General features: G+C 64.4%; 15 protein-coding genes. 10 read left to right on the top strand and 5 right to left on the bottom strand.

The genetic code is table 11. The features are described 5' to 3' along the window. The first annotated feature begins 15 nt into the window (after positions 1–15). The 9 genes from gltB (at position 16) to PVV74_RS13925 (ending at position 13762) form a co-directional block, all read left to right on the top strand. The gene (gene gltB, locus PVV74_RS13885; protein WP_274593616.1) at positions 16–4548 is read left to right on the top strand and encodes a glutamate synthase large subunit; all 4533 of its coding nucleotides are present in this window, start codon (positions 16–18) and stop codon (positions 4546–4548) included. A 117-nt stretch (positions 4549–4665) separates the two neighbouring features. Next, positions 4666–5394: a monofunctional biosynthetic peptidoglycan transglycosylase gene (mtgA, locus tag PVV74_RS13890; protein WP_274593617.1), complete on the top strand. Its 729-nt coding sequence runs from the start codon at positions 4666–4668 to the stop codon at positions 5392–5394. 58 nt (positions 5395–5452) lie between these two features. After that, positions 5453–6118 carry an FtsZ-binding protein FzlA gene (gene fzlA / locus PVV74_RS13895; protein ID WP_103763647.1) on the top strand — a complete coding sequence of 222 codons (666 nt, stop codon included), beginning with the start codon at positions 5453–5455 and terminating at the stop codon, positions 6116–6118. Between the two features lie 117 nt (positions 6119–6235). Further along, on the top strand, positions 6236–7285 hold the full coding sequence (queG, locus tag PVV74_RS13900; RefSeq protein WP_274593618.1) for a tRNA epoxyqueuosine(34) reductase QueG: 1050 nt from the start codon (positions 6236–6238) through the stop codon (positions 7283–7285). A gap of 44 nt (positions 7286–7329) precedes the next feature. Beyond that, on the top strand, positions 7330–9330 hold the full coding sequence (locus tag PVV74_RS13905; RefSeq protein WP_274593619.1) for a hydantoinase/oxoprolinase family protein: 2001 nt from the start codon (positions 7330–7332) through the stop codon (positions 9328–9330). An 88-nt stretch (positions 9331–9418) separates the two neighbouring features. Beyond that, complete coding sequence (locus PVV74_RS13910) at positions 9419–10618, top strand: glycine C-acetyltransferase (RefSeq protein ID WP_274593620.1); 1200 nt, start codon at positions 9419–9421, stop codon at positions 10616–10618. Then, positions 10615–11535, top strand: coding sequence for a PLP-dependent cysteine synthase family protein (locus PVV74_RS13915; RefSeq protein ID WP_274593621.1), 921 nt, complete (start codon positions 10615–10617; stop codon positions 11533–11535). Before PVV74_RS13910 ends, PVV74_RS13915 begins: the two co-directional genes overlap by 4 nt. Positions 11536–11550: 15 nt before the next feature. Then, on the top strand, positions 11551–12582 hold the full coding sequence (tdh, locus tag PVV74_RS13920) for an L-threonine 3-dehydrogenase (protein WP_211286154.1): 1032 nt from the start codon (positions 11551–11553) through the stop codon (positions 12580–12582). A 169-nt stretch (positions 12583–12751) separates the two neighbouring features. Further along, on the top strand, positions 12752–13762 hold the full coding sequence (locus PVV74_RS13925; protein ID WP_103763642.1) for a GlxA family transcriptional regulator: 1011 nt from the start codon (positions 12752–12754) through the stop codon (positions 13760–13762). Here PVV74_RS13925 and PVV74_RS13930 read toward each other — a convergent pair. After that, positions 13719–14252, bottom strand: a complete 534-nt coding sequence (locus tag PVV74_RS13930; protein ID WP_371931612.1) for a glutathione peroxidase — start codon at positions 14250–14252, stop codon at positions 13719–13721. The two genes, PVV74_RS13925 and PVV74_RS13930, sit on opposite strands and share 44 nt — an antisense overlap. A gap of 129 nt (positions 14253–14381) precedes the next feature. Here PVV74_RS13930 and PVV74_RS13935 point away from each other — a divergent pair, with 129 nt between their 5' ends. Further along, positions 14382–15305: a DMT family transporter gene (locus PVV74_RS13935; RefSeq protein WP_103763641.1), complete on the top strand. Its 924-nt coding sequence runs from the start codon at positions 14382–14384 to the stop codon at positions 15303–15305. Here PVV74_RS13935 and PVV74_RS13940 read toward each other — a convergent pair. From PVV74_RS13940 to PVV74_RS13955, 4 genes are all read right to left on the bottom strand, one after another. Next, positions 15302–16636, bottom strand: a complete 1335-nt coding sequence (locus PVV74_RS13940; protein ID WP_274593622.1) for an NAD(P)/FAD-dependent oxidoreductase — start codon at positions 16634–16636, stop codon at positions 15302–15304. The two genes, PVV74_RS13935 and PVV74_RS13940, sit on opposite strands and share 4 nt — an antisense overlap. A gap of 2 nt (positions 16637–16638) precedes the next feature. Continuing rightward, positions 16639–17460: an ABC transporter permease gene (locus tag PVV74_RS13945; RefSeq protein WP_103763639.1), complete on the bottom strand. Its 822-nt coding sequence runs from the start codon at positions 17458–17460 to the stop codon at positions 16639–16641. Between the two features lie 79 nt (positions 17461–17539). Beyond that, positions 17540–18430, bottom strand: coding sequence for an ABC transporter permease subunit (locus PVV74_RS13950; protein ID WP_274593623.1), 891 nt, complete (start codon positions 18428–18430; stop codon positions 17540–17542). Next, entirely contained in the window at positions 18427–19923 is a 1497-nt protein-coding gene (locus PVV74_RS13955) for an ABC transporter ATP-binding protein (RefSeq protein WP_274593624.1), read from the bottom strand. Before PVV74_RS13955 ends, PVV74_RS13950 begins: the two co-directional genes overlap by 4 nt. Positions 19924–19945 lie beyond the last annotated feature (22 nt).

A 19945-nucleotide genomic window follows, 5' to 3' on the forward strand; every position in this document is an offset into this window, starting at 1 on the left:
TGAAGGGGTATAGTGATGACGAAATTCGATGAAACCTGGGCCGCTGGCGAAGAGGCCAAGCGCAACTGGATGGCAGAAAACGGCATGTACGCCCACGAGGAAGAGCATTCTTCCTGTGGTGTCGGCCTTGTGGTGTCCGTCAACGGCAAGGAAAGCCGCAAGGTGGTCGAGGCCGGGATCGACGCGCTCAAGGCGATCTGGCACCGGGGCGCCGTCGATGCCGATGGCAAGACCGGCGACGGGGCCGGCATCCATATCCAGATTCCCGCGCCGTTTTTCTATGACCAGGTGCGCCGCACCGGACACGAGCCGCGCGAAGATCAACTTCTCGCCGTTGGTCAGGTCTTTCTGCCGCGCACCGATTTCGGGGCGCAGGAAACCTGCCGGACCATCGTGGAAACCGAAGTGCTGCGCATGGGGCACTATATCTACGGCTGGCGCCACGTGCCCGTGGATATCAGCGTGCTGGGCGAAAAGGCCAACGCGACCCGTCCCGAGATCGAGCAAATCCTGATTTCCAACGCCAAGGGCATCGATGTCGAAGATTTCGAGCGCGAGCTTTACGTCATCCGCCGCCGGATCGAGAAAGCCGCCGCCGCCGCCGGTGTCGGGCAGCTTTACATCGCGTCGCTCAGCTGCCGCAGCATCATCTACAAGGGCATGATGCTGGCCGAGCAGGTGGCCGAGTTCTATCCCGACCTCAAGGACGAGCGGTTCAAGTCGAACTTCGCCATCTACCACCAGCGTTATTCCACCAACACCTTCCCGCAATGGTGGCTGGCGCAGCCCTTCCGCATGCTGGCCCATAACGGCGAGATCAACACGCTGAAGGGCAACACCAACTGGATGAAAAGCCACGAGATCCGCATGGCCTCGCAGTCCTTTGGTGAAATGGCCGACGACATCAAGCCGATCATCGCGCAAGGATCTTCGGATTCCGCCGCATTAGACTCTGTTTTCGAGGTCCTGGTGCGCGCCGGACGCTCGGCGCCCATGGCGAAAACCATGCTGGTGCCCGAAAGCTGGTCCAAGCAGGCCGAGGAACTGCCGCAGGCGTGGCGCGACATGTACTCCTACTGCAACTCGGTGATGGAGCCGTGGGACGGACCCGCAGCCCTTGCCATGACCGATGGCCGCTGGGTCTGTGCCGGGCTCGACCGGAACGGGTTGCGCCCGATGCGGTATGTGGTGACGGGCGACGGCCTTGTGATCGCGGGGTCCGAGGCCGGGATGGTGCCGATCGACGAGGCCACCGTGCGCGAAAAAGGCGCGCTGGGCCCGGGCCAGATGCTGGCCGTCGACACGCAGAAGGGCGTTCTTTACCACGACACCGAGATCAAGGACAAAATGGCCCGCGCCCTGCCCTTTGATGAATGGGTGGGCAAGATCACCGACCTCGATGAGCGCCTTGCCGGGGTGACCGAGACGGCGACCTGCGAGGGCACGGAGCTGCGCCGCCGCCAGATTGCCGCGGGCTATTCCGTGGAAGAACTGGAACAGGTTCTCGCCCCCATGGCCGAGGACGGCAAGGAGGTCGTGGCCAGCATGGGTGACGACACGCCCAGCGCGGTCCTGTCCAAGAAATACCGCCCGCTCAGTCACTATTTCCGCCAGAACTTCAGCCAGGTGACCAACCCGCCGATCGACAGCCTGCGCGAATTCCGCGTCATGAGCCTGAAGACCCGGTTCGGCAACCTCAAGAACGTTTTGGACGAGTCCAGCAGCCAGACCGAGATCATGGTGCTGGAAAGCCCCTTTGTCGGCAACGCGCAGTGGCAGGCGATGCTGGAAAGCCTGAACGCCGACGTCTGCGAGATCGACTGTACCTTCGGATCCGGGAAAGGCGCGCTCAAGGCCGGGCTGGAACGGATTCGCGCCGAGGCCGAGGATGCCGTGCGCTCTGGCGCTGGGCATATCGTGCTGACCGACCAGGGCGTCAACGAGACGCGCATCGCCATGCCGATGATCCTGGCCACCAGCGCGGTGCACAGCCACCTGACCCGCAAGGGTCTGCGCACCTTCACCAGCCTCAACGTGCGGTCTGCGGAATGCATCGACCCGCATTACTTTGCCGTTCTGATCGGCGCTGGCGCGACCGTGGTCAACGCCTACCTCGCCGAGGACAGCCTCGCCGACCGGATCGAACGCGGCCTGCTGGATTGCTCGCTGACCGAGGCCGTGGCGCGCTATCGCCTCGCCATCGACCAGGGCCTTCTGAAGATCATGTCGAAGATGGGCATCAGTGTCATCTCGTCCTATCGCGGCGGTCTGAATTTCGAGGCTGTGGGCCTTTCGCGCGCCATGTGCGCCGAGTACTTCCCGGGCCTTGTCAGCCGCATCTCCGGCATCGGTGTCAGCGGCATCCAGGCCAAGCTGGAGGAAATCCACGCAACGGCCTTCCGCGGCGGCAAGCACGTGCTGCCGATCGGCGGCTTCTACAAGTCGCGCAAATCGGGCGAAACCCACGCCTGGGGCGCGCAGACGATGCACATGATGCAGATGGCCTGCAACAAGGCCAGCTTCGAGCTGTGGAAACGCTACAGCCAGGCGATGCAGGCCAACCCGCCGATTCACCTGCGCGACCTGATGGCGATCAAGCCCATGGGCGAGGCCGTGCCGCTGGAAGAGGTTGAAAGCGTCACCGCGATCCGCAAACGCTTCGTCACGCCCGGCATGTCGCTGGGGGCGCTCAGCCCCGAGGCGCACAAGACGCTGAACGTCGCCATGAACCGCATCGGCGCGCGCTCTGACAGTGGCGAGGGCGGCGAGGATCCGGCGCATTTCGTGCCAGAACCCAACGGCGACAACCCATCGGCCAAGATCAAGCAGGTCGCGTCGGGCCGCTTCGGCGTGACGGCGGAATACCTCAACCAATGCGAAGAGCTTGAAATCAAGGTCGCCCAGGGCGCCAAGCCCGGTGAGGGTGGCCAGCTTCCGGGCATGAAGGTGACCAAGCTGATCGCGCGTCTGCGGCACTCGACCGAAGGCGTGACCCTGATCTCACCGCCGCCGCACCACGACATCTACTCGATCGAGGATCTGGCGCAGCTGATCTATGACCTGAAACAGATCAACCCGACCGTGAAGGTCTGCGTCAAGCTGGTGTCGCAATCCGGTGTCGGCACCATCGCCGCCGGTGTGGCCAAGGCCAAGGCCGACGTGATCCTGATCTCGGGCCACAATGGCGGCACGGGCGCGTCCCCCGCCACGTCGATCAAATATGCCGGCCTGCCCTGGGAAATGGGCCTGACTGAGGCGCACCAGGTTCTGTCGATGAACAACCTGCGCAGCCGCATCACCCTGCGGACCGATGGCGGGCTGCGCACCGGGCGCGACATCGTCATGGCCGCGATGATGGGGGCCGAGGAATACGGCATCGGCACCGCCGCGCTGATCGCCATGGGCTGCATCATGGTGCGCCAGTGTCAGTCCAACACCTGCCCGGTGGGCGTGTGCACGCAGGACGAGTCGCTGCGCGAGAAGTTCACCGGCAATGCCGACAAGGTGGTGAACCTGATCACCTTCTACGCCCAGGAAGTGCGCGAGGTGCTGGCCAGCATCGGCGCGCGCAGCCTCGATGACGTAATCGGACGTGCCGATCTGCTGACCCAGGTCAGCCGTGGCTCGGCGCATCTCGATGACCTGGACCTCAACCCGATGCTGATCACCGTGGATGGGGCGCAGCACATCACCTACGACCGCAACAAGCCGCGCAACGAGGTGCCCGATACGCTGGACGCCGAAATCGTGCGGGATGCCGCGCGGTTCCTCAACGATGGCGAGAAGATGCAGCTTCACTATGCGGTCCAGAACACGCACCGCACCGTGGGCACCCGCGTCAGCAGCCATATCGTCCGCAACTTCGGCATGCGAAACGCGCTGCAACCCGATCACCTGACCGTCAAGCTGACGGGCAGCGCGGGTCAGTCCCTCGGCGCCTTCGCGGCACCGGGGCTCAAGATCGAGGTGTCGGGCGATGCCAACGACTATGTCGGCAAGGGCCTGTCGGGCGGCACTGTCGTGGTGCGCCCCCCCATGGTCAGCCCGCTTGAGGCCGCCGATAACACCATCATCGGCAACACGGTCCTTTACGGCGCGACCGAAGGGTTCCTCTTTGCCGCCGGTCGCGCGGGCGAACGCTTTGCCGTGCGCAACTCTGGCGCCAAGGTCGTGATCGAGGGCTGCGGCAGCAACGGCTGCGAATACATGACCGGCGGGATGGCCGTGATCCTTGGCTCCGTCGGTGCGAACTTTGCCGCGGGCATGACCGGCGGCATGGCCTTCCTCTATGATCCAGAGGGCGACACGGACAAGCTGATCAACCGCGAGTCGGTGGTGACCTGCCCGGTCACCGAGCTGCACTGGCTGACCCAGCTCAAGGACCTGATCGAGCGTCATGTCGAGGAAACCGGCAGCCGCCGCGCCGCCGAGATCCTGCAATACTGGGAGGCCGAGAAAGACAAGTTCGTGCAGGTCTGCCCCAAGGAAATGCTGGGCAAGCTGGAGCATCCCATCGGCATCGAGGACAGCGCCATTCCGGCGGAATAGGGTCTGAATCATACTTCGGCTGGGGGAATGCAAGCCATGCCCCCGGCCGGGATACCTTGGGCCGGAAGAAACTGTCGATTGACCATCGGACCCCGGTTTGCACTATTGCGGGCAGCGATGGCCAGGAAAACACGCAGCAGAAAATCCAAGCCCTCGGTGATGGATCGCATCGCCGCCCCCGTGGTGTGGGCGCGTGTCTGGATCGTGCGCGTGTTCCTGATCGTCGTGGTGATCGTCTGCGGCACGATCCTGGCACACCGCTGGTGGGCCCCACCCGACACGCTTTACATGAAGCAGGAAGCTTTTCGCCTGGGCGAGATCCGGCACCAGTGGGTGTCGCTGAGTGACGTTACCCCGGTGATGGCGCGGTCCCTGGTGGCAGCCGAAGACGCCAACTTCTGCCTGCACTGGGGTTTCGACATGAACGCCATCCGCGACGCGCTGGAAGACGGCAGCGGTCGGGGCGCCTCGACCCTGAGCCAACAGGTGGTCAAGAATGTCTATCTCTGGCACGGGCGCAGTTGGACCCGAAAGGCGCTCGAAGCGGTTCTGACCCCGGTGGTCGAGCTGTTCTGGTCCAAGCGTCGGATCATCGAAGTCTATCTGAACGTGGCCGAGTTCGACGAGGGCATCTTCGGCATCGACGCCGCCGCGCGGCATTATTTCGACGTGGCCCCGGACGCGCTGAGTGACGTGCAGGCGGCGCGGCTTGCCGCCATCCTGCCCAACCCCAAGGGCCGCTCTGCGTCCCAGCCCAGCAGCGCGACCCGCAAGCGCGCCGCCGGTATCATGGACGGGGCGGCCACGATTCGCCGTGACGGGCGCGCGGCGTGTTTCGAGGATTGAAATGGGCGCAGATTGCGGGCATTGAAGAACAGATTTTCGCCAGCCGCCCGGAGTAGACATGGCCAAGCTTTACCACGTTCCCCTCTCCCCCTTCTGCCGGAAGGTGCGGCTCTGCCTCGCGGAAAAGCGGATCGAATGCGAGTTGGTCGAGGAACGCTACTGGGAGGCCGATCCCGATTTCCTGCGCCGCAACCCGGCGGGCAAGGTGCCGGTGCTGCGTCTCGACGGCATGACCCTGGCGGAAAGCACGCCGATCTGCGAGTACCTCGAAGACAAGTACCCCGAGCCTGCCCTGCTGCCCAAGGCGCATGAAGGCCGCTACGAGGTGCGGCGCCTGGTGGGCTGGTTCGATGACAAGTTCCACAACGAGGTGTCGTCCAAGCTGCTGTACGAACGGGTAAACAAGAAGGTCATGGGCCAGGGCTTTCCCGACAGCAGCAACGTCAAGGCGGGCGCCAAGGCGATCAAGTTCCACCTCGATTACATGGCGTGGCTGCTGGACCGCCGCCGCTGGCTGGCTGGCGACGTGATGACGCTCGCCGATTTCGCCGCCGCCGCGCACCTTTCCAGCCTCGATTATATCTCGGACGTGGACTGGAACCGCTCCGAAGTGGTCAAGGACTGGTACGCCAAGATCAAGTCGCGCCCGGCCTTCCGCAGCATCCTGGCCGACCAGGTGCCGGGTTTCCCGCCGCCGGCGCATTATGCCGACCTTGATTTTTAAAGCGTGTCGCGCAAAAGTGGGGACCGGTTTTGCGCTCCCCGGATATGCGGCACCTAATGAGGGGCTTTGCCCCTCGGCCTGCGGCCTCACCCCAGAGTATTTGGGCCAAGAAAAAGCATGGATGGGCTGAAACAGAGACTGGTGGCGCAGGCCCTGGCCGAAGGCTTCGACCTTTGCCGTGTGTGCCGCCCGGGTGACGTGCCGCAGGTGCCCGAGCGGTTGGCGGCCTTTCTGGACAAGGGCTATCACGGACAGATGGCGTGGCTGGCCGACCGGGCGCAGTGGCGCGGCGCGCCTGATGTGCTGTGGCCCGAGGCGCGCTCCGTGATCATGCTGGGCGAAAGCTATACGCCCAAGAGTGACCCGATGGCGACGCTGGACGACCCGGAGGTTGGTACGGTCTCGGTCTATGCCCGCAACCGCGACTACCACGATGTGGTGAAGAAACGGCTGAAGCGGCTCGCGCGTTGGCTGATCGCGGAAGGCGGCGGCGAGGTGAAGGTGTTCGTCGATACCGCCCCGGTGCCGGAAAAGCCGCTGGGCGAGGCGGCAGGGCTGGGCTGGCAGGGCAAGCACACCAACCTGGTCAGCCGCGACATGGGCAGTTGGTTTTTCATCGGGTCGGTGTTCACCACGCTGGAAATAGACACTGATCCGGCGGAAGTTGACCATTGCGGCTCTTGCCGGGCCTGTCTTGACGTGTGCCCGACCGATGCCTTTCCCGCGCCCTACCAGCTGGATGCGCGGCGCTGCATTTCCTACCTGACGATCGAGCACAAGGGTCCGGTGGACGAGGACTTGCGCGAAAAGATGGGCAACCGGATTTATGGCTGTGACGATTGCCTTGCGGTCTGCCCTTGGAACAAGTTCGCGGTCGAGGCGACGGAACTTCGCTATCACGCGCGCGACGATCTTGTCGCGCCGCCGCTGGCAGAGCTGGCCCAACTGGATGATGCCGGATTTCGGGCGCGGTTTTCCGGCAGTCCGATCAAGCGCATCGGGCGCGATCGCTTCGTGCGCAACGTGCTGTACGCTATCGGCAATTCGGGCCGCCCCAACCTGCGACCGGTGGCGCAGGATCTGTGCGACGACCCGGACGCTACCGTGGCCGATGCGGCGCAATGGGCGGTAAAGCGTCTCGATCATGCCGCAAACGGGCGCGATTAGCCCTCGATTTCCCGTAAGCCAGAACCCAGACAAAGGGGACACTCATGGCAATTCTGTTGGGCGTGGATACTGGCGGCACCTATACCGACGCGGTTCTGGTGCGCGACGAGCGTGAGGTGATCGCAAGCGCCAAGGCGCTGACCACGCGCCAGGACCTGTCGATCGGCATCGGTGACGCAATCGAGGCGGTGCTGGCGCAAAGCGGTGTGACGTCCGATCAGATCGGGCTTGCCTCGCTGTCCACCACGCTGGCCACGAATGCGCTGGTCGAGGGGCAGGGCGGTCGCGTCGGGCTGGTCTATATCGGGTTTCGTGAGCGTGATCTTGACACGCATGGCCTGACAGAGGCGCTGGCCGGGGATCCCGCACTCGTGCTGAGCGGCGGGCACAACCACGCGGGCAGCGAGGCGGCACAATTAGATGAAAGCGCCCTTTCTGCTTGGTTAGTCACGGGATTGGGTGCCTCTGCCTTCGCCGTCGCCAGCCAGTTCGCCACCCGCAACCCCAGCCACGAGTTGCGCGTGGCCGAGATGATCCGCGCCGCGACCGGCAAGCCGGTCAGCTGCTCACATCACCTGTCGGCCAAGCTGAATGGCCCGAAGCGGGCGCTGACCGCGCTGCTGAATGCGCGGCTGATCGGGATGATCGCGCGGCTGATCGAAAAGGCCGAGGCGACGCTGAACCGGTTCGGCATCGACGCACCGCTGATGGTGGTGCGCGGCGATGGCGCGCTCATTTCCAGCGCCCAGGCGCGGGAACGCCCCATCGAGACCATTCTCAGCGGCCCGGCCGCCAGCATCGTCGGCGCGCGCTGGATGACCGGCGCCGATCACGCGCTGGTCTCGGATATCGGCGGCACCACCACCGATGTCGCCGTGCTGCGCGACGGCCGCCCGATGATCGACCCGGCGGGCGCGCAGGTGGGTCCGTGGCGCACCATGGTCGAGGCGGTTGCGATGTGCACCACCGGCCTCGGCGGCGACAGCGAGGTGCACGTGATCGACGAAGGGCTGGTTGGCGGCGTCACGCTGGGCCCGCGCCGGGTGGTGCCGGTCAGCCTGATCGCACTGGAAGATCCCGCCGCCCTGCACGCCGTGCTGGACGACCAGTTGCGCACCGACACGCCGGGCGAACATGATGGCCGGTTCGTGCGCATCGTGCCGGGCGTGGACGCGGACGGACTGGGGCCGAAAGACACTGCGCTGCTGGAGCGGATCGGCACTGGCGTTCAGCCGCTGGGCACGGTGCTGCGCAACCGGATGGACGGCGCGGCGTTGCGGCGGTTGGTGGCGCGAGGCCTCGCGCAGGTCGCCGGCGTCACGCCGTCCGATGCCAGCCACGTGCTGGGGCGGCTCGATGCCTGGGATGCCGGGGCCGCGCGCAAGGCCGTGCAACTGGTCGGCCGCAAGCGCACCGGCAATGGCAACCGCCTGTGCCCCGACCCCGAGGCGATGGCGCAGATGATCGTCGATCAACTGACCCACCAGACGAGTCTGGCCTTGTTAGAGACTGCTTTTGCCGAGGACGACCACGACTTCGGCCTGCCTGCCGCACAGCTGGCGCGGCATGTCCTGATGCAGAAAGGGCTGGACCGGCATCGCGGATTGGTGCGGCTCGATACCGGGCTGAACGTGCCAGTGATCGGGCTGGGCGCCTCGGCCAGCAGCTATTATCCGGCGGTCGGCGCGCGGCTTGGCTGCGACATGATCCTGCCCGAACATGCCGGGGTCGCCAATGCCATCGGCGCGGTGGTCGGGCGCGTCACGATCCGGCGGCAGGGCACCATCACCAGCCCCGCCGAGGGTCGCTTTCGCGTGCATCTGGAAACCGGGCCGGAGGATTTCGTCGAGTCCGACGAAGCCATGGAACGACTCGAAGATGTCTTGAAGGCGGAAGCACGTCAGACAGCCCTCGCCGCTGGCGCGGAGGATCTTCAGACGGACATTTCCCGGGACATCAAGACCGCGCAGGCCGAGGCGCGCGAGGTTTTCCTCGAGGCCACAATCACCGTCGAGGTCAGCGGCCGGCCGCGCATCGCCGCGTGACCGGGTCACCCATCTGATGGCTGCGCTTGTGATCGGCAGCTGTTACATTGAGTATTCGAGGAACGATGAACGCCAGAGGGAGCGCACCATGCGGGCGGCCGAGAAATTTGACGCGGATATTGTCGGTCGCCTCGACGGGCTGCGCGATGACGGGCTTTACAAGACCGAACGGGTAATCACCTCGATGCAGGCGGGCGAGGTCACGCTGGAAGGCGGGCACGAGGTCGTGAACCTTTGTGCCAACAATTACCTTGGCCTTGCCGACGATCCGGAGGTGATTGCCGCCGCGCACGCCGCGCTCGACCGCTACGGGTTCGGCATGGCCAGCGTGCGCTTTATCTGCGGCACGCAGGAAGAGCACAAGGCGTTGGAAGTCCGGATTGCAGACTTCCTGGGGACCGATGACAGCATCCTGTACGCCGCCGCCTTCGACGCGAATGCAGGTTTGTTCGAGACGATTCTGGGTCCTGAGGACGCCATCATATCCGACGCCCTGAACCACGCCAGCATCATCGACGGTGTGCGCCTGTGCAAGGCGCAGCGCTATCGCTATGCCAACAGTGACATGGCGGATCTGGAACGCTGCCTGAAAGAGGCGGAGGGCGCGCGCCACCGCCTGATCGCCACCGACGGGGTGTTCAGCATGGATGGCTATATCGCCAAGCTGGACCAGATCTGCGACCTGGCCGAGCGCTATGACGCGATGGTCATGGTCGATGACTGCCACGCCACCGGGTTCCTGGGCGACACCGGGCGCGGTAGCCATGAACATTGCGGCGTCATGGGCCGCGTCGATATCCTGACCGGCACGCTGGGCAAGGCGATGGGCGGTGCCTCGGGCGGCTATACCGCGGCCAGCGCGCCGGTTGTGGACTGGCTGCGCCAGCGCTCGCGGCCTTACCTGTTTTCCAACACGCTGGCCCCGGTCATCGCCGCCGCGTCCTTGCGCGTATTTGACCTTTTGGAGGAACGGGGCGACGCCTTGCGCAGCCAGCTTTGGGACAACGCCGCGTATTTCCGCGAGCGGATGGGCAAGTTGGGCTTCGAACTGCTGCCCGGGCAGCATGCGATCATCCCCGTCATGCTGCGCGACCCCAAGCTGGCGCAGGAGATGGCCAAACGGCTGAACGACCGCGGCGTCTATGTCACCGCCTTCAGCTTTCCTGTCGTGCCACGCGAACAGGACCGCATCCGCACCCAGATGAGCGCGGCCCTGACGCGGCCCATGCTGGACCGCGCCATCGACGCGTTCGAGGCGGTGGGCCGCGAACTGGAGGTCATCGCGTGACCGTCCTGCCCTCCGTCATCGAGGCCATGGGAGAGACGCCCTTGGTCGAATTGAGCCGGATCAGAGACGCATTGAACCTCGACGGCTGCATCCTCGCCAAGCTCGATTACCTGATGCCGGGCTTTTCCAAGAAGGACCGCGCGGCGCGGGCGATCATCGAAGGCGCGCGTGCCACGGGCGAGCTTGCGCCGGGCCAGACGGTGGTGGAACTTACCTCGGGCAACATGGGCACGGGTCTCGCCATCGTCTGTGGCGTCTTGGGGCATCCGTTCGTCGCGGTGATGAGCGAAGGCAATTCCGAGGAGCGCGCCCGGATGATGCGGGCGTTGGGGGCAGAGGTGATCCTCGTCCCGCAGGCCAATGGCAGCCGCAAGGGCGAGGTATCGGGCGCGGACCTCGCGCTGGTCGAGGCCGCCGCGCAGGACATCACCGCGGAGAGAGGCGCCTACCGCGCCGACCAGTTCGAGCGGGCGGGCAATCCCATGGCGCACGAGATGGGCACCGGGCCAGAGATCTGGGCGCAGTCGGGCGGCGCAGTCACCGCCTTTTGCGACTTCGTCGGCTCCGGCGGCACGCTGGCCGGGGTAGCGGCCTATCTTGGCCCAAAAGGCGTGCGCTGTTACGGCATCGACCCTGACAAACCCGGCCATCCGATCCAGGGCGGCGGCTATTCCATGCCGGACCTCACGCATCTGAAAAACGCCAATCTGGCCGGAACAGTCACTGTTTCCGGCCGAGACGCCGCCGAGGCCGCCCGCCTGCTGGCCCGCACCGAGGGCATATTCGCCGGCTATTCCGCCGGGGCCAACCTTGCCGGCGCGATCCAGCTTCTGGGCGGCGTGGAACAGGGCGGCACAATCGCTATCGTGATGTGCGACAGCGGCCTCAAGTATCTCAGCACCGATTTGTGGGACTAGACCATGCAGAACCAGATGAAAGCCCTCGTGAAGTCCAAACCCGAACCGGGCCTGTGGATGGAACACGTGCCGGTCCCCGAACCGGGGCCGAGCGACGTGCTGATCAAGGTCAAGAAATCGGCCATTTGCGGCACTGACGTGCATATCTGGAAATGGGACGAATTCAGCGCCAAGACCGTGCCCGTGCCCATGGTCGTCGGCCACGAATTCGTGGGCGAGATCGTCGATATGGGCCCCGCCGCGCTGAAATACCGGATCGGCCAGCGAGTCAGCGGCGAGGGGCACATCGTCTGTGGCGCCTGCCGCAACTGCCGCGCCGGGCGTGGGCACCTCTGCCGCAACACCAAGGGCGTCGGCGTCAACCGCCCCGGCAGCTTTGCCGAGTATCTCTGCATCCCCGAATCCAACGTGGTGCCGATCCCCGAGGATATCCCCGACGAGATCGCCGCCATCTTCGACCCGTTCGGCAACGCGGTGCACACCGCGCTCAGCTTTGACCTGGTGGGCGAGGATGTGCTGGTCACCGGCGCCGGCCCCATCGGCATCATGGGCGCTCTCGTGGCGCAGAAGGTCGGCGCGCGAAAGACCGTGATCACCGACATCAACCCCTATCGCCTAGACCTCGCCCAAAAGATGGGCGTGCAACACGTGGTCGATACCAGCCGCGAACAGCTGCGCGACGTGATGGATCAGATCGGCATGACCGAAGGCTTCGACGTTGGCCTTGAAATGTCCGGCGCCTCGGCGGCCATGCAACAGATGATCGCGCGCATGAACAACGGCGGCAAGGTCGCCCTGCTGGGCATCGCTCCCACCGAATTCCCGGTCGACTGGAACACCGTCATTTTCAAGATGCTGCATATCAAGGGTATCTACGGCCGCGAAATGTACGAGACGTGGTACAAGATGATCGCGCTGGTGCAGTCGGGGCTGGACGTGTCCGGCCTGATTACGCACCGGATCGGCATCGACGCGTTCGAGGAGGGCTTCGCCGCGATGATCTCGGGCAATTCCGGCAAGGTGGTGATGGACTGGGGCGTGTCCTGAGGCGATGCACCGGTGCAGGCCGAATTTGGCGGATCGGGTCGAGTCATGTCGCCTGCGGACATCTTCGTGCCGAAATCAAACGCGACGGGCAGGGCCGGTCAGGATGAAGAGTACACGATCATGCCTCCCGCCGGGGAGCCTTTCGTGACCCACAGCCAGGGACCTCTCGATGCGCGACAGCACCCAACCGCCGAAACGGTATGTCTTCCTGCTGATCCCCGGCTTTTCCATGCTGGGCTTCACCTGTGCGCTGGAAACCCTCAGTCTCGCGAACCGGCAATCCAGCACCCGCGACTACTATGAATGGCGCCTTCTCAGTGCCGATGGCGCCGTCGCGCGGGCCTGGAATGGTGTCACCGTGGCCGTCGACGGCGCGCTGGAGGAGTTGCGCCGCGACGATACGCTGGTGGTCTGTGCCGGACATGCGGCTGCGGCGGGCAGCACCAAGGACGTACTTGCCTGGCTGCGCCGCGAGACGCGCAAGGGTATCAGTTTCGGCTCGCTCAGCAGCGGCGCCTATACCCTCGCGCTGGCGGGGCTGATCGCGGGGCGGCGGGTCAGCACCCATTGGGAATATGTCGATGCCCTGACCGAGGCGCTGCCGCAGGTCACCGTGCAGGACACGATCTATTCGGTGGACGGCCGCGTGTTTTCCTGTGCCGGTGGTGCCTCCTCGATGGACCTCATGCTGCACCTCATCGGCGAGGATTACGGGCCCAAACTGGTGGAATACGTGGCCGAGCAGATGGTCTATACCGCGCCGCGCGACCACAGCCAGTCGCAGCGCCTGTCGCTGCCCGCCCGCGTCGGGCGTGGCAACCGCCGTCTGACGCAGGCGATCGAGATCATGCGCGGCAATATCGAAGACCCACTGAAGCTCAGTGAACTGGCGGCGATGGTCGGCGTCTCGGTGCGGCAGTTGGAGCGACTTTTCATGGCCTTCCTCAATATCTCGCCCAGCCGCTATTACCTCGAAATTCGGCTGGAAAAGGCTCGAAATCTGCTGCGTCAGACCGAGATGAGCATCACCGACATCAGCGTTCTCTGCGGTTTCACAAGCCCCACGCATTTCTCGCGGGCATATCGCAAGCTGTACAGCATCGCCCCCAGCAAGGAGGCCGACGCGACCACGCCGATCAGCCGCCCGTCCGGGCCAGCATCTTCTCGATCTCGCCGGTGATCGTGGACGACATCGGCTTGACGGGCGAACCGTAGGTGCCCACGACCTTGCCCTCGGGGCTCAGCAGGATCTTGTTGAAGTTCCAGCGCGGCGTGAACCCGGCTTCCTGTGCGACCGAGCGATAGAAAGGATGCGCGTCCGCGCCCCGTACCTTGGTGATGCCGGTCATCGGCAAGGTCAGGTCATAGTTCACCTCGCAGAAATCCTTGACCTCGTCCTCGCTCGCCAACTCTTGGTTGAAATCGTCCGACGGCACGGCCAGCACCACCAGTCCCCGGTCGCGGTAGGTGTCGTAAAGCGCCTGCAAATCCGAATATTGCCCGGTGAACCCGCACATCGACGCGGTGTTCACCACCAGCACCGGCTGACCTTGCCAATGCGACAATCGGTGCGTGCCGCCGTCAATATTGGTGAAGGTGGATTGCAGGTCCAGCGCAAGCGCGGGAAGGGCGAAAACAGCGGCCACGAGGCCGAGAAGAAAGCGCATCATCATACTCCGTAATGATAGAGCATTACGTGCCGTGGCCCAGCCTGGATCATTCGCGTCATAGCGGCCTTGCACGCTTGTAGATTGATTTTGCCACTACTTTCGGTCAGGTCAATGGGACGGAGACGCTCCATGAAACCTCTCAAGGGTATTGCCCTCAAGCTTGTCGCGGTGACGCTGTTCATCGTCATGTCGGCCCTGATCAAGGCCGCATCAGACACTGTTCCACCAGGACAGGCGGTTTTCTTCCGCTCGTTCTTCGCAATCCCGGTGATCCTCGCCTGGCTCGCGATCCGCGGGGAAATGTCCACGGGCCTGAAAGTGGCGTCGCGCATGGGCCATTTCTGGCGCGGCTTCGTCGGCACCACGGCAATGGGCCTGACGTTTGCCGGTCTCGGCCTGTTGCCCCTGCCCGAAGTCACGGCGCTCAGCTATGCCGCCCCGCTGCTGGTGGTGGTCTTCGCGGCGATGTTTCTCGATGAAAAGGTCGGCGTCTTTCGACTTGCCGCCGTGGCGTTGGGCCTCGTCGGCGTTCTGGTGGTGCTGACGCCGCGCCTGACCACGCTGGGCGGGCCGACGGTGGAAACCGCGCAGGCGGTCGGCGCGGTGCTGGTCCTTCTGGGCGCGGTCTGTGCCGCGCTGGCGCAGATCTACATTCGCAAGCTGGTCCAGACCGAACAGACCAGTGCGATCGTGTTTTATTTCTCGCTTACCTCGACGCTGCTGTCGTTGCTGACCCTGCCCTTCGGATGGGTCATTCCGGGCGGAACGGAGACTGTTTATCTCGTGCTCGCCGGTCTCTTCGGCGGGCTCGCCCAGATCTTCCTGACCTCCGCCTACCGCTTTGCCGATGCCAGCGTCATCGCGCCCTTCGACTACGCCTCGATGCTGTTCGCCATCGCCATCGGGTACTTCATCTTCGACGAGGTGCCGACATCGCAAATGCTGATCGGCGCCGCGCTGATCGTGCTGGCCGGGATCATCATTATCCTGCGCGAACGTCAGCTTGGCCTTCAACGCGGAAAGGCCAAGGCGGCAAAGACCCCGCAGGGCTAGCGATCGAGCCAAGCGTAATGCAGGTAGGCCGGCCGCATCAGCATCCGGCGAAACCGGCCCAGCGGGAACTTGCGCGGCGTATGTCGCAACGGTGCGGGATAGGGCGTCTCGGGCGTCTGGCCACGAACCAGATCTGCCAACAGACGCCCGGCGTAACTGCCCATCGACACCCCGTTCCCGTGATAGGCGAACGCCGCGAACCCGCCCGGCATCTCGGGAATCGGCCCTGCATAAGGCATCAGGTCGCGCGACAAGCACACGAAGCCGGACCAATAATGTGGCGTTTCCACATGCGTCCAGGCGGGAAACATCTTTTCGAAATCGGCGCGGATCATCGCCCTGATCTGCGCCTCGGTGCCGGGCGAATGCCGCAGCCCGCCGCGCATCCCCATCAGCATCCGGTTGTCCGGCATCAGGCGGAAATAGTGCAGCAGGTGCCGTGAATCGTAGCACATCTGCCGGCTGGTCCAGCCCTGCGCGGCCAGCTCGTCATCGCTCATGGGCCGCGTGACGATCACGCTCGATTGTGTCGGCAGGTACCGCCCGCCCATCCAGTCGGGCAGGTTGTCCGAGCTATAGCCGTTCGTGGCGATAATGAATTTTTCGGCTGTAACAGAGCCTTTATCGGTGTGCAGCCGATAGCGCCCATCGGCCAAACTCTCGATCCGGGTGACCGGGCTGTGCCCATGCACCACGGCCCCCGCCGCCTCGGCCGCCTGGCACAGGCCAAGCGCGTATTTCCGCGGGTTGAGGGCAAAGCCGATCGGCATGGTCGACGCGCCATGAAACGGCCCCCGAAGCCCCACCTGCGCCAGCTCGTCTGGCGGGGTAATGGTCGGCGTGACACCATAAAGAGCCCGCGTCGCCTCGACATCCTCGCGCATCGCGTCGAAATCGCGTGGGCGGTGCGCCAGCTGCGTCTCGCCTTCCGAATGGCGGTCGACATCCAGCCCCAGCCGGTCAATCAGGCCGCCCACATGCGCCACCGCCGCCAGTTCCGCCTGCGCAAATCCACGCGCCCCGGCCTCGCCGAACTTCGCCTTCATGGTGTCGTGACTGGCCTTGGCCCCGCCCAGACAACAGAACCCGCCATTGCGCCCCGACGCGCCCCAGAACGGATGCTGCGCCTCCAGCACGGTCACGCCGACGCCCGACTCGGCCAGCGCCAGCGCCGCGTTCAGCCCGGTGAACCCTGCGCCGATGACCGCGACCTCGGTCGTCGTGTCGCCCTGCAACGCCGGCCAATCGCCCGGCTGCACGGTATCGGCCCACCAGCAATCGGCCACCGGCGCGGCGCCGTAAGCGCCGTCTTCCCAGATTCGTTTGAGCATGCTCACGCCTCGGCCCGCACCGCGGCCTTTTCATCGGCGTCCTGCCGCAACAGCTGGCGCTTGGAAATCAGCGACGCGCCGATGACCCCCACCGCCACGATCGCGATCAGGATCGTCGACAGCGCATTGATCTCGGGGCTGACGCCCAGTCTAATCGATGACCAGATCTTGATCGGCAGCGTCGTGGCCGACGGCCCGGCGGTAAAGCTGGCGATCACAAGATCGTCCAGCGACAGCGTAAAGGCCAGCAACCAGCCGGAAATCACCGCCGGCGCAATGATCGGCAGGGTGACCAGCCGAAACGCTTGGAACGGGGAACAGCCCAGGTCCAGCGCCGCCTCTTCCAGCGACCTGTCGAAACTGATCAGCCGCGAGGATACCACGACCGACACGAAGCACATCGAAAAGGTCGTGTGCGCCAGGATGATCGTCAGCACCCCCCGGTCCAGCCCGATCCCGATGAAGAGCAGCAAGAGCGACAAGCCCGTGATCACCTCGGGCATCACCAGCGGCGCATAGATCATGCCCGAAAACAGCGTCCGGCCCCAGAATCGCCCGGCCCGCACCAGCACATAGGCCGCCATCGTGCCCAGCACCGTCGCGATGGTGGAGCTGACGACCGCCACCTGCAACGTGACCCAGGCCGCATCGAGGAACGCCTCGTTCTGCAACAGCTCGCCATACCACCTGGTCGAGAATCCCGCCCAGACAGTCACAAGCTGCGACGCGTTGAAGCTGTAGATCACCAGAATGACCATCGGCAGGTACAGGAACGCAAAGCCCAGCGTCAGGGACGTCGTGTTGAACCATGACAGGCGTCTCATCGCACAGCCCTCCACGCCGGAGCGCCAAAAGCTTTGAGAAAGCTTTTGGCAAAACTCTTCTCAAGAGTTTTGCGGCCCCTCATCCTTCCGCCTCCCGTTGCTTCTGCTCGTTGCGCTGGAACAGCACGATGGGAATGATCAGGATCAACAGCAGGATCACCGCCACCGCGCTCGCCACCGGCCAGTCGCGGTTGTTGAAGAATTCCTCGAACAGCACCTTGCCGATCATCAGAGTCTGCGACCCGCCCAGCAGCGACGGGATCACGAATTCGCCCATCACCGGGATGAAGACAAGGAAGCACCCCGCGATGATCCCGTTCTTCGACAGTGGCAGCGTCACCAGCCAGAAGGCCGTCAGCCGCGAACACCCAAGGTCTTCGGCCGCTTCCAACAGGCTGTCATCCATTCGCTCCAGCGTCGAATAGATCGGCAGGATCATGAACGGCAGATAGGTATAGATGATCCCGATATAGACCGCGACATTGGTGTTCAGAATCATCAGAGGTTCCGAAATCAGACCCAAACCCAGCAGAAGCTGGTTCAGATACCCCTCGGTCGACAGGATGCCCATCCACGAATAGACCCGGATCAGAAAGCTGGTCCAGAACGGCAGGATCACCAGCATCAGCAGCGTCGGCCGCCAGTGGTTCGGCGCGCGCGCCATGGCATAGGCGATCGGGTAGCCCACCAGCAGCGTCAGGATGGTCGAGATCACCGCGATCTGCAGCGAGGACAGGTAGGATTTCCAGTATAGGTCGTCCTCTGTCAGGAACACGAAATTTTCGAAATCGAGCGCGGCGAAGAACGCCTTCACGCCCTCCCACCCTTCGGACAGGTCCAGCTGCGGCGTGTAGGGCGGGATCGACAGCTCGATACCCGAAAGGCTGATCTTCAGCACGATGGCAAACGGCACCAGGAACAGCGCCAGAAGCCACAGGTAGGGCACGATGATGAGGGCCACGCGCCTCATGACGTCAACACCACGCCCGCCGTGCCGGTCCAGCTGACCCAGACCTCGTCTTCCCAGGTGATGTCCCGGCGCGAGATGCGGCGGGTGTTGGCCAGCTGCGCCTTGATCATCGTGCCGTTTTCCAACTCGACGTGATAGGTCGACAGATTGCCGAGATAGGCGATGTCGATCACCTTGCCCTTCAGCGCATTGACCGCGTCGGGCCTGGTCTTGGAAATGCCGACCTTCTCGGGGCGCAGCGCCAGCTTCACTTCCGTGCCATCCTCCAGATCCGGCGCATCCAGCGCGATCAGAGGTGGCTGCCCCTCGGCCCAGTCGATGGTGATACCGCCTTCCGGAATATCGTTGGATTCGGCGGGAACAGTCTCTGGTTCTTCACGCTTCGCCGTGCGTTCCGCGTCGCTTGGCGGCGGCAGTTGCCGCACGATATCGGTGCGTGGCCCAAAGACCCTGGCCCAGACCTTGTCATGCAGCCAGAGACCCAAATTGTTGGGTTGCGGCCCTTGCCCAGGTGTCGCCTTTGCCGCTTTCGGCTCGGCGGGCGCGGGGTCATCGGACGCGACAGGCGCCTCCGGCTCTGCCGGTACGCCGATCTCGGTCACCGCCTCGGGCGTCTCGACAGTCTCTGTTTCAGGCGTTTCGGCCTCTTGCGGTGCAGGTTCGGCCTCGGTCTCGGACGCGTCGGCAGCCGCAGGCTTCGCCCCCGGCGTCCGATTCATCGCCGTGCCGGAAAACAGCGTCACGTCGCCGATGAAATCCGCCACATAGGCCGAAATCGGCGCCTCGTAAATCTCGTCCGGCGTGGCGATCTGCACGATCCGACCGTCATCCATCACCGCGACGCGGCTGGCCACGGTCATCGCCTCTTCCTGGTCGTGGGTGACGATCACGAACGTCGTGCCGGTCTTTTCCTGGATATCCATCAGCTCGAACTGCGTGTCCTGCCGCAGCTTGGCATCCAGCGCCCCCAGCGGTTCATCGAGCAAAAGCAGCTTCGGCCCCTTTGCCAGGCTGCGCGCCAGCGCCACGCGCTGCCGTTGCCCGCCGGAAATCTGGTGCGGCTTGCGGCCCGCGAACTTCTCCAGCCGGGTCAGCTTCAGCATCTCGTCCACCCGCGCCGCGATCTTGTCGGCGGGCAACTTGTCGCGCTTCAGGCCAAACGCGATGTTGTCGCGCACCGACAGGTGCGGAAACAGCGCGTAGGACTGGAACATCATGTTCACTTCCCGCTTGTTCGGCGGGATCGGCGCGATGTCGCGCCCGCCCAGCAGGATCGTGCCCTCGGTCGGCGTCTCGAACCCCGCCAGCATCCGCATCATCGTCGTCTTGCCACAGCCCGACGGGCCCAGCAGGGCAAAGAATTCCTGCGCGTAGATGTCGAACGACTGGTCGTCGATGGCGGTGAACGTGCCGAACCGCTTGGTCACGTTCTTGAACTGGATCAGCGGCTTTTCATTCGGATCGTTCCACGGCGCGAACTTGCATTCCGGCATTGCTGTCCCCTTGAAGGAATGA

Source organism: Roseovarius sp. SK2, assembly GCF_028807495.1.
GTDB classification, from domain to species: Bacteria; Pseudomonadota; Alphaproteobacteria; order Rhodobacterales; family Rhodobacteraceae; genus Roseovarius; species Roseovarius confluentis.

Excerpts from the sequence above, each read along its gene's own strand:
- PVV74_RS13940 (WP_274593622.1), bottom strand. The coding sequence starts at position 16,636 with ATGCTCAAACGAATCTGGGAAGACGGCGCTTACGGCGCCGCGCCGGTG.
- PVV74_RS13955 (WP_274593624.1), bottom strand. The coding sequence starts at position 19,923 with ATGCCGGAATGCAAGTTCGCGCCGTGGAACGATCCGAATGAAAAGCCG.
- fzlA (WP_103763647.1), top strand. The coding sequence starts at position 5,453 with ATGGCCAAGCTTTACCACGTTCCCCTCTCCCCCTTCTGCCGGAAGGTG.
- PVV74_RS13945 (WP_103763639.1), bottom strand. The coding sequence starts at position 17,460 with ATGAGACGCCTGTCATGGTTCAACACGACGTCCCTGACGCTGGGCTTT.
- queG (WP_274593618.1), top strand. The coding sequence starts at position 6,236 with ATGGATGGGCTGAAACAGAGACTGGTGGCGCAGGCCCTGGCCGAAGGC.
- PVV74_RS13930 (WP_371931612.1), bottom strand. The coding sequence starts at position 14,252 with ATGATGCGCTTTCTTCTCGGCCTCGTGGCCGCTGTTTTCGCCCTTCCC.
- tdh (WP_211286154.1), top strand. The coding sequence starts at position 11,551 with ATGAAAGCCCTCGTGAAGTCCAAACCCGAACCGGGCCTGTGGATGGAA.
- mtgA (WP_274593617.1), top strand. The coding sequence starts at position 4,666 with ATGGCCAGGAAAACACGCAGCAGAAAATCCAAGCCCTCGGTGATGGAT.
- gltB (WP_274593616.1), top strand. The coding sequence starts at position 16 with ATGACGAAATTCGATGAAACCTGGGCCGCTGGCGAAGAGGCCAAGCGC.
- PVV74_RS13925 (WP_103763642.1), top strand. The coding sequence starts at position 12,752 with ATGCGCGACAGCACCCAACCGCCGAAACGGTATGTCTTCCTGCTGATC.
- PVV74_RS13950 (WP_274593623.1), bottom strand. The coding sequence starts at position 18,430 with ATGAGGCGCGTGGCCCTCATCATCGTGCCCTACCTGTGGCTTCTGGCG.
- PVV74_RS13935 (WP_103763641.1), top strand. The coding sequence starts at position 14,382 with ATGAAACCTCTCAAGGGTATTGCCCTCAAGCTTGTCGCGGTGACGCTG.
- PVV74_RS13905 (WP_274593619.1), top strand. The coding sequence starts at position 7,330 with ATGGCAATTCTGTTGGGCGTGGATACTGGCGGCACCTATACCGACGCG.
- PVV74_RS13910 (WP_274593620.1), top strand. The coding sequence starts at position 9,419 with ATGCGGGCGGCCGAGAAATTTGACGCGGATATTGTCGGTCGCCTCGAC.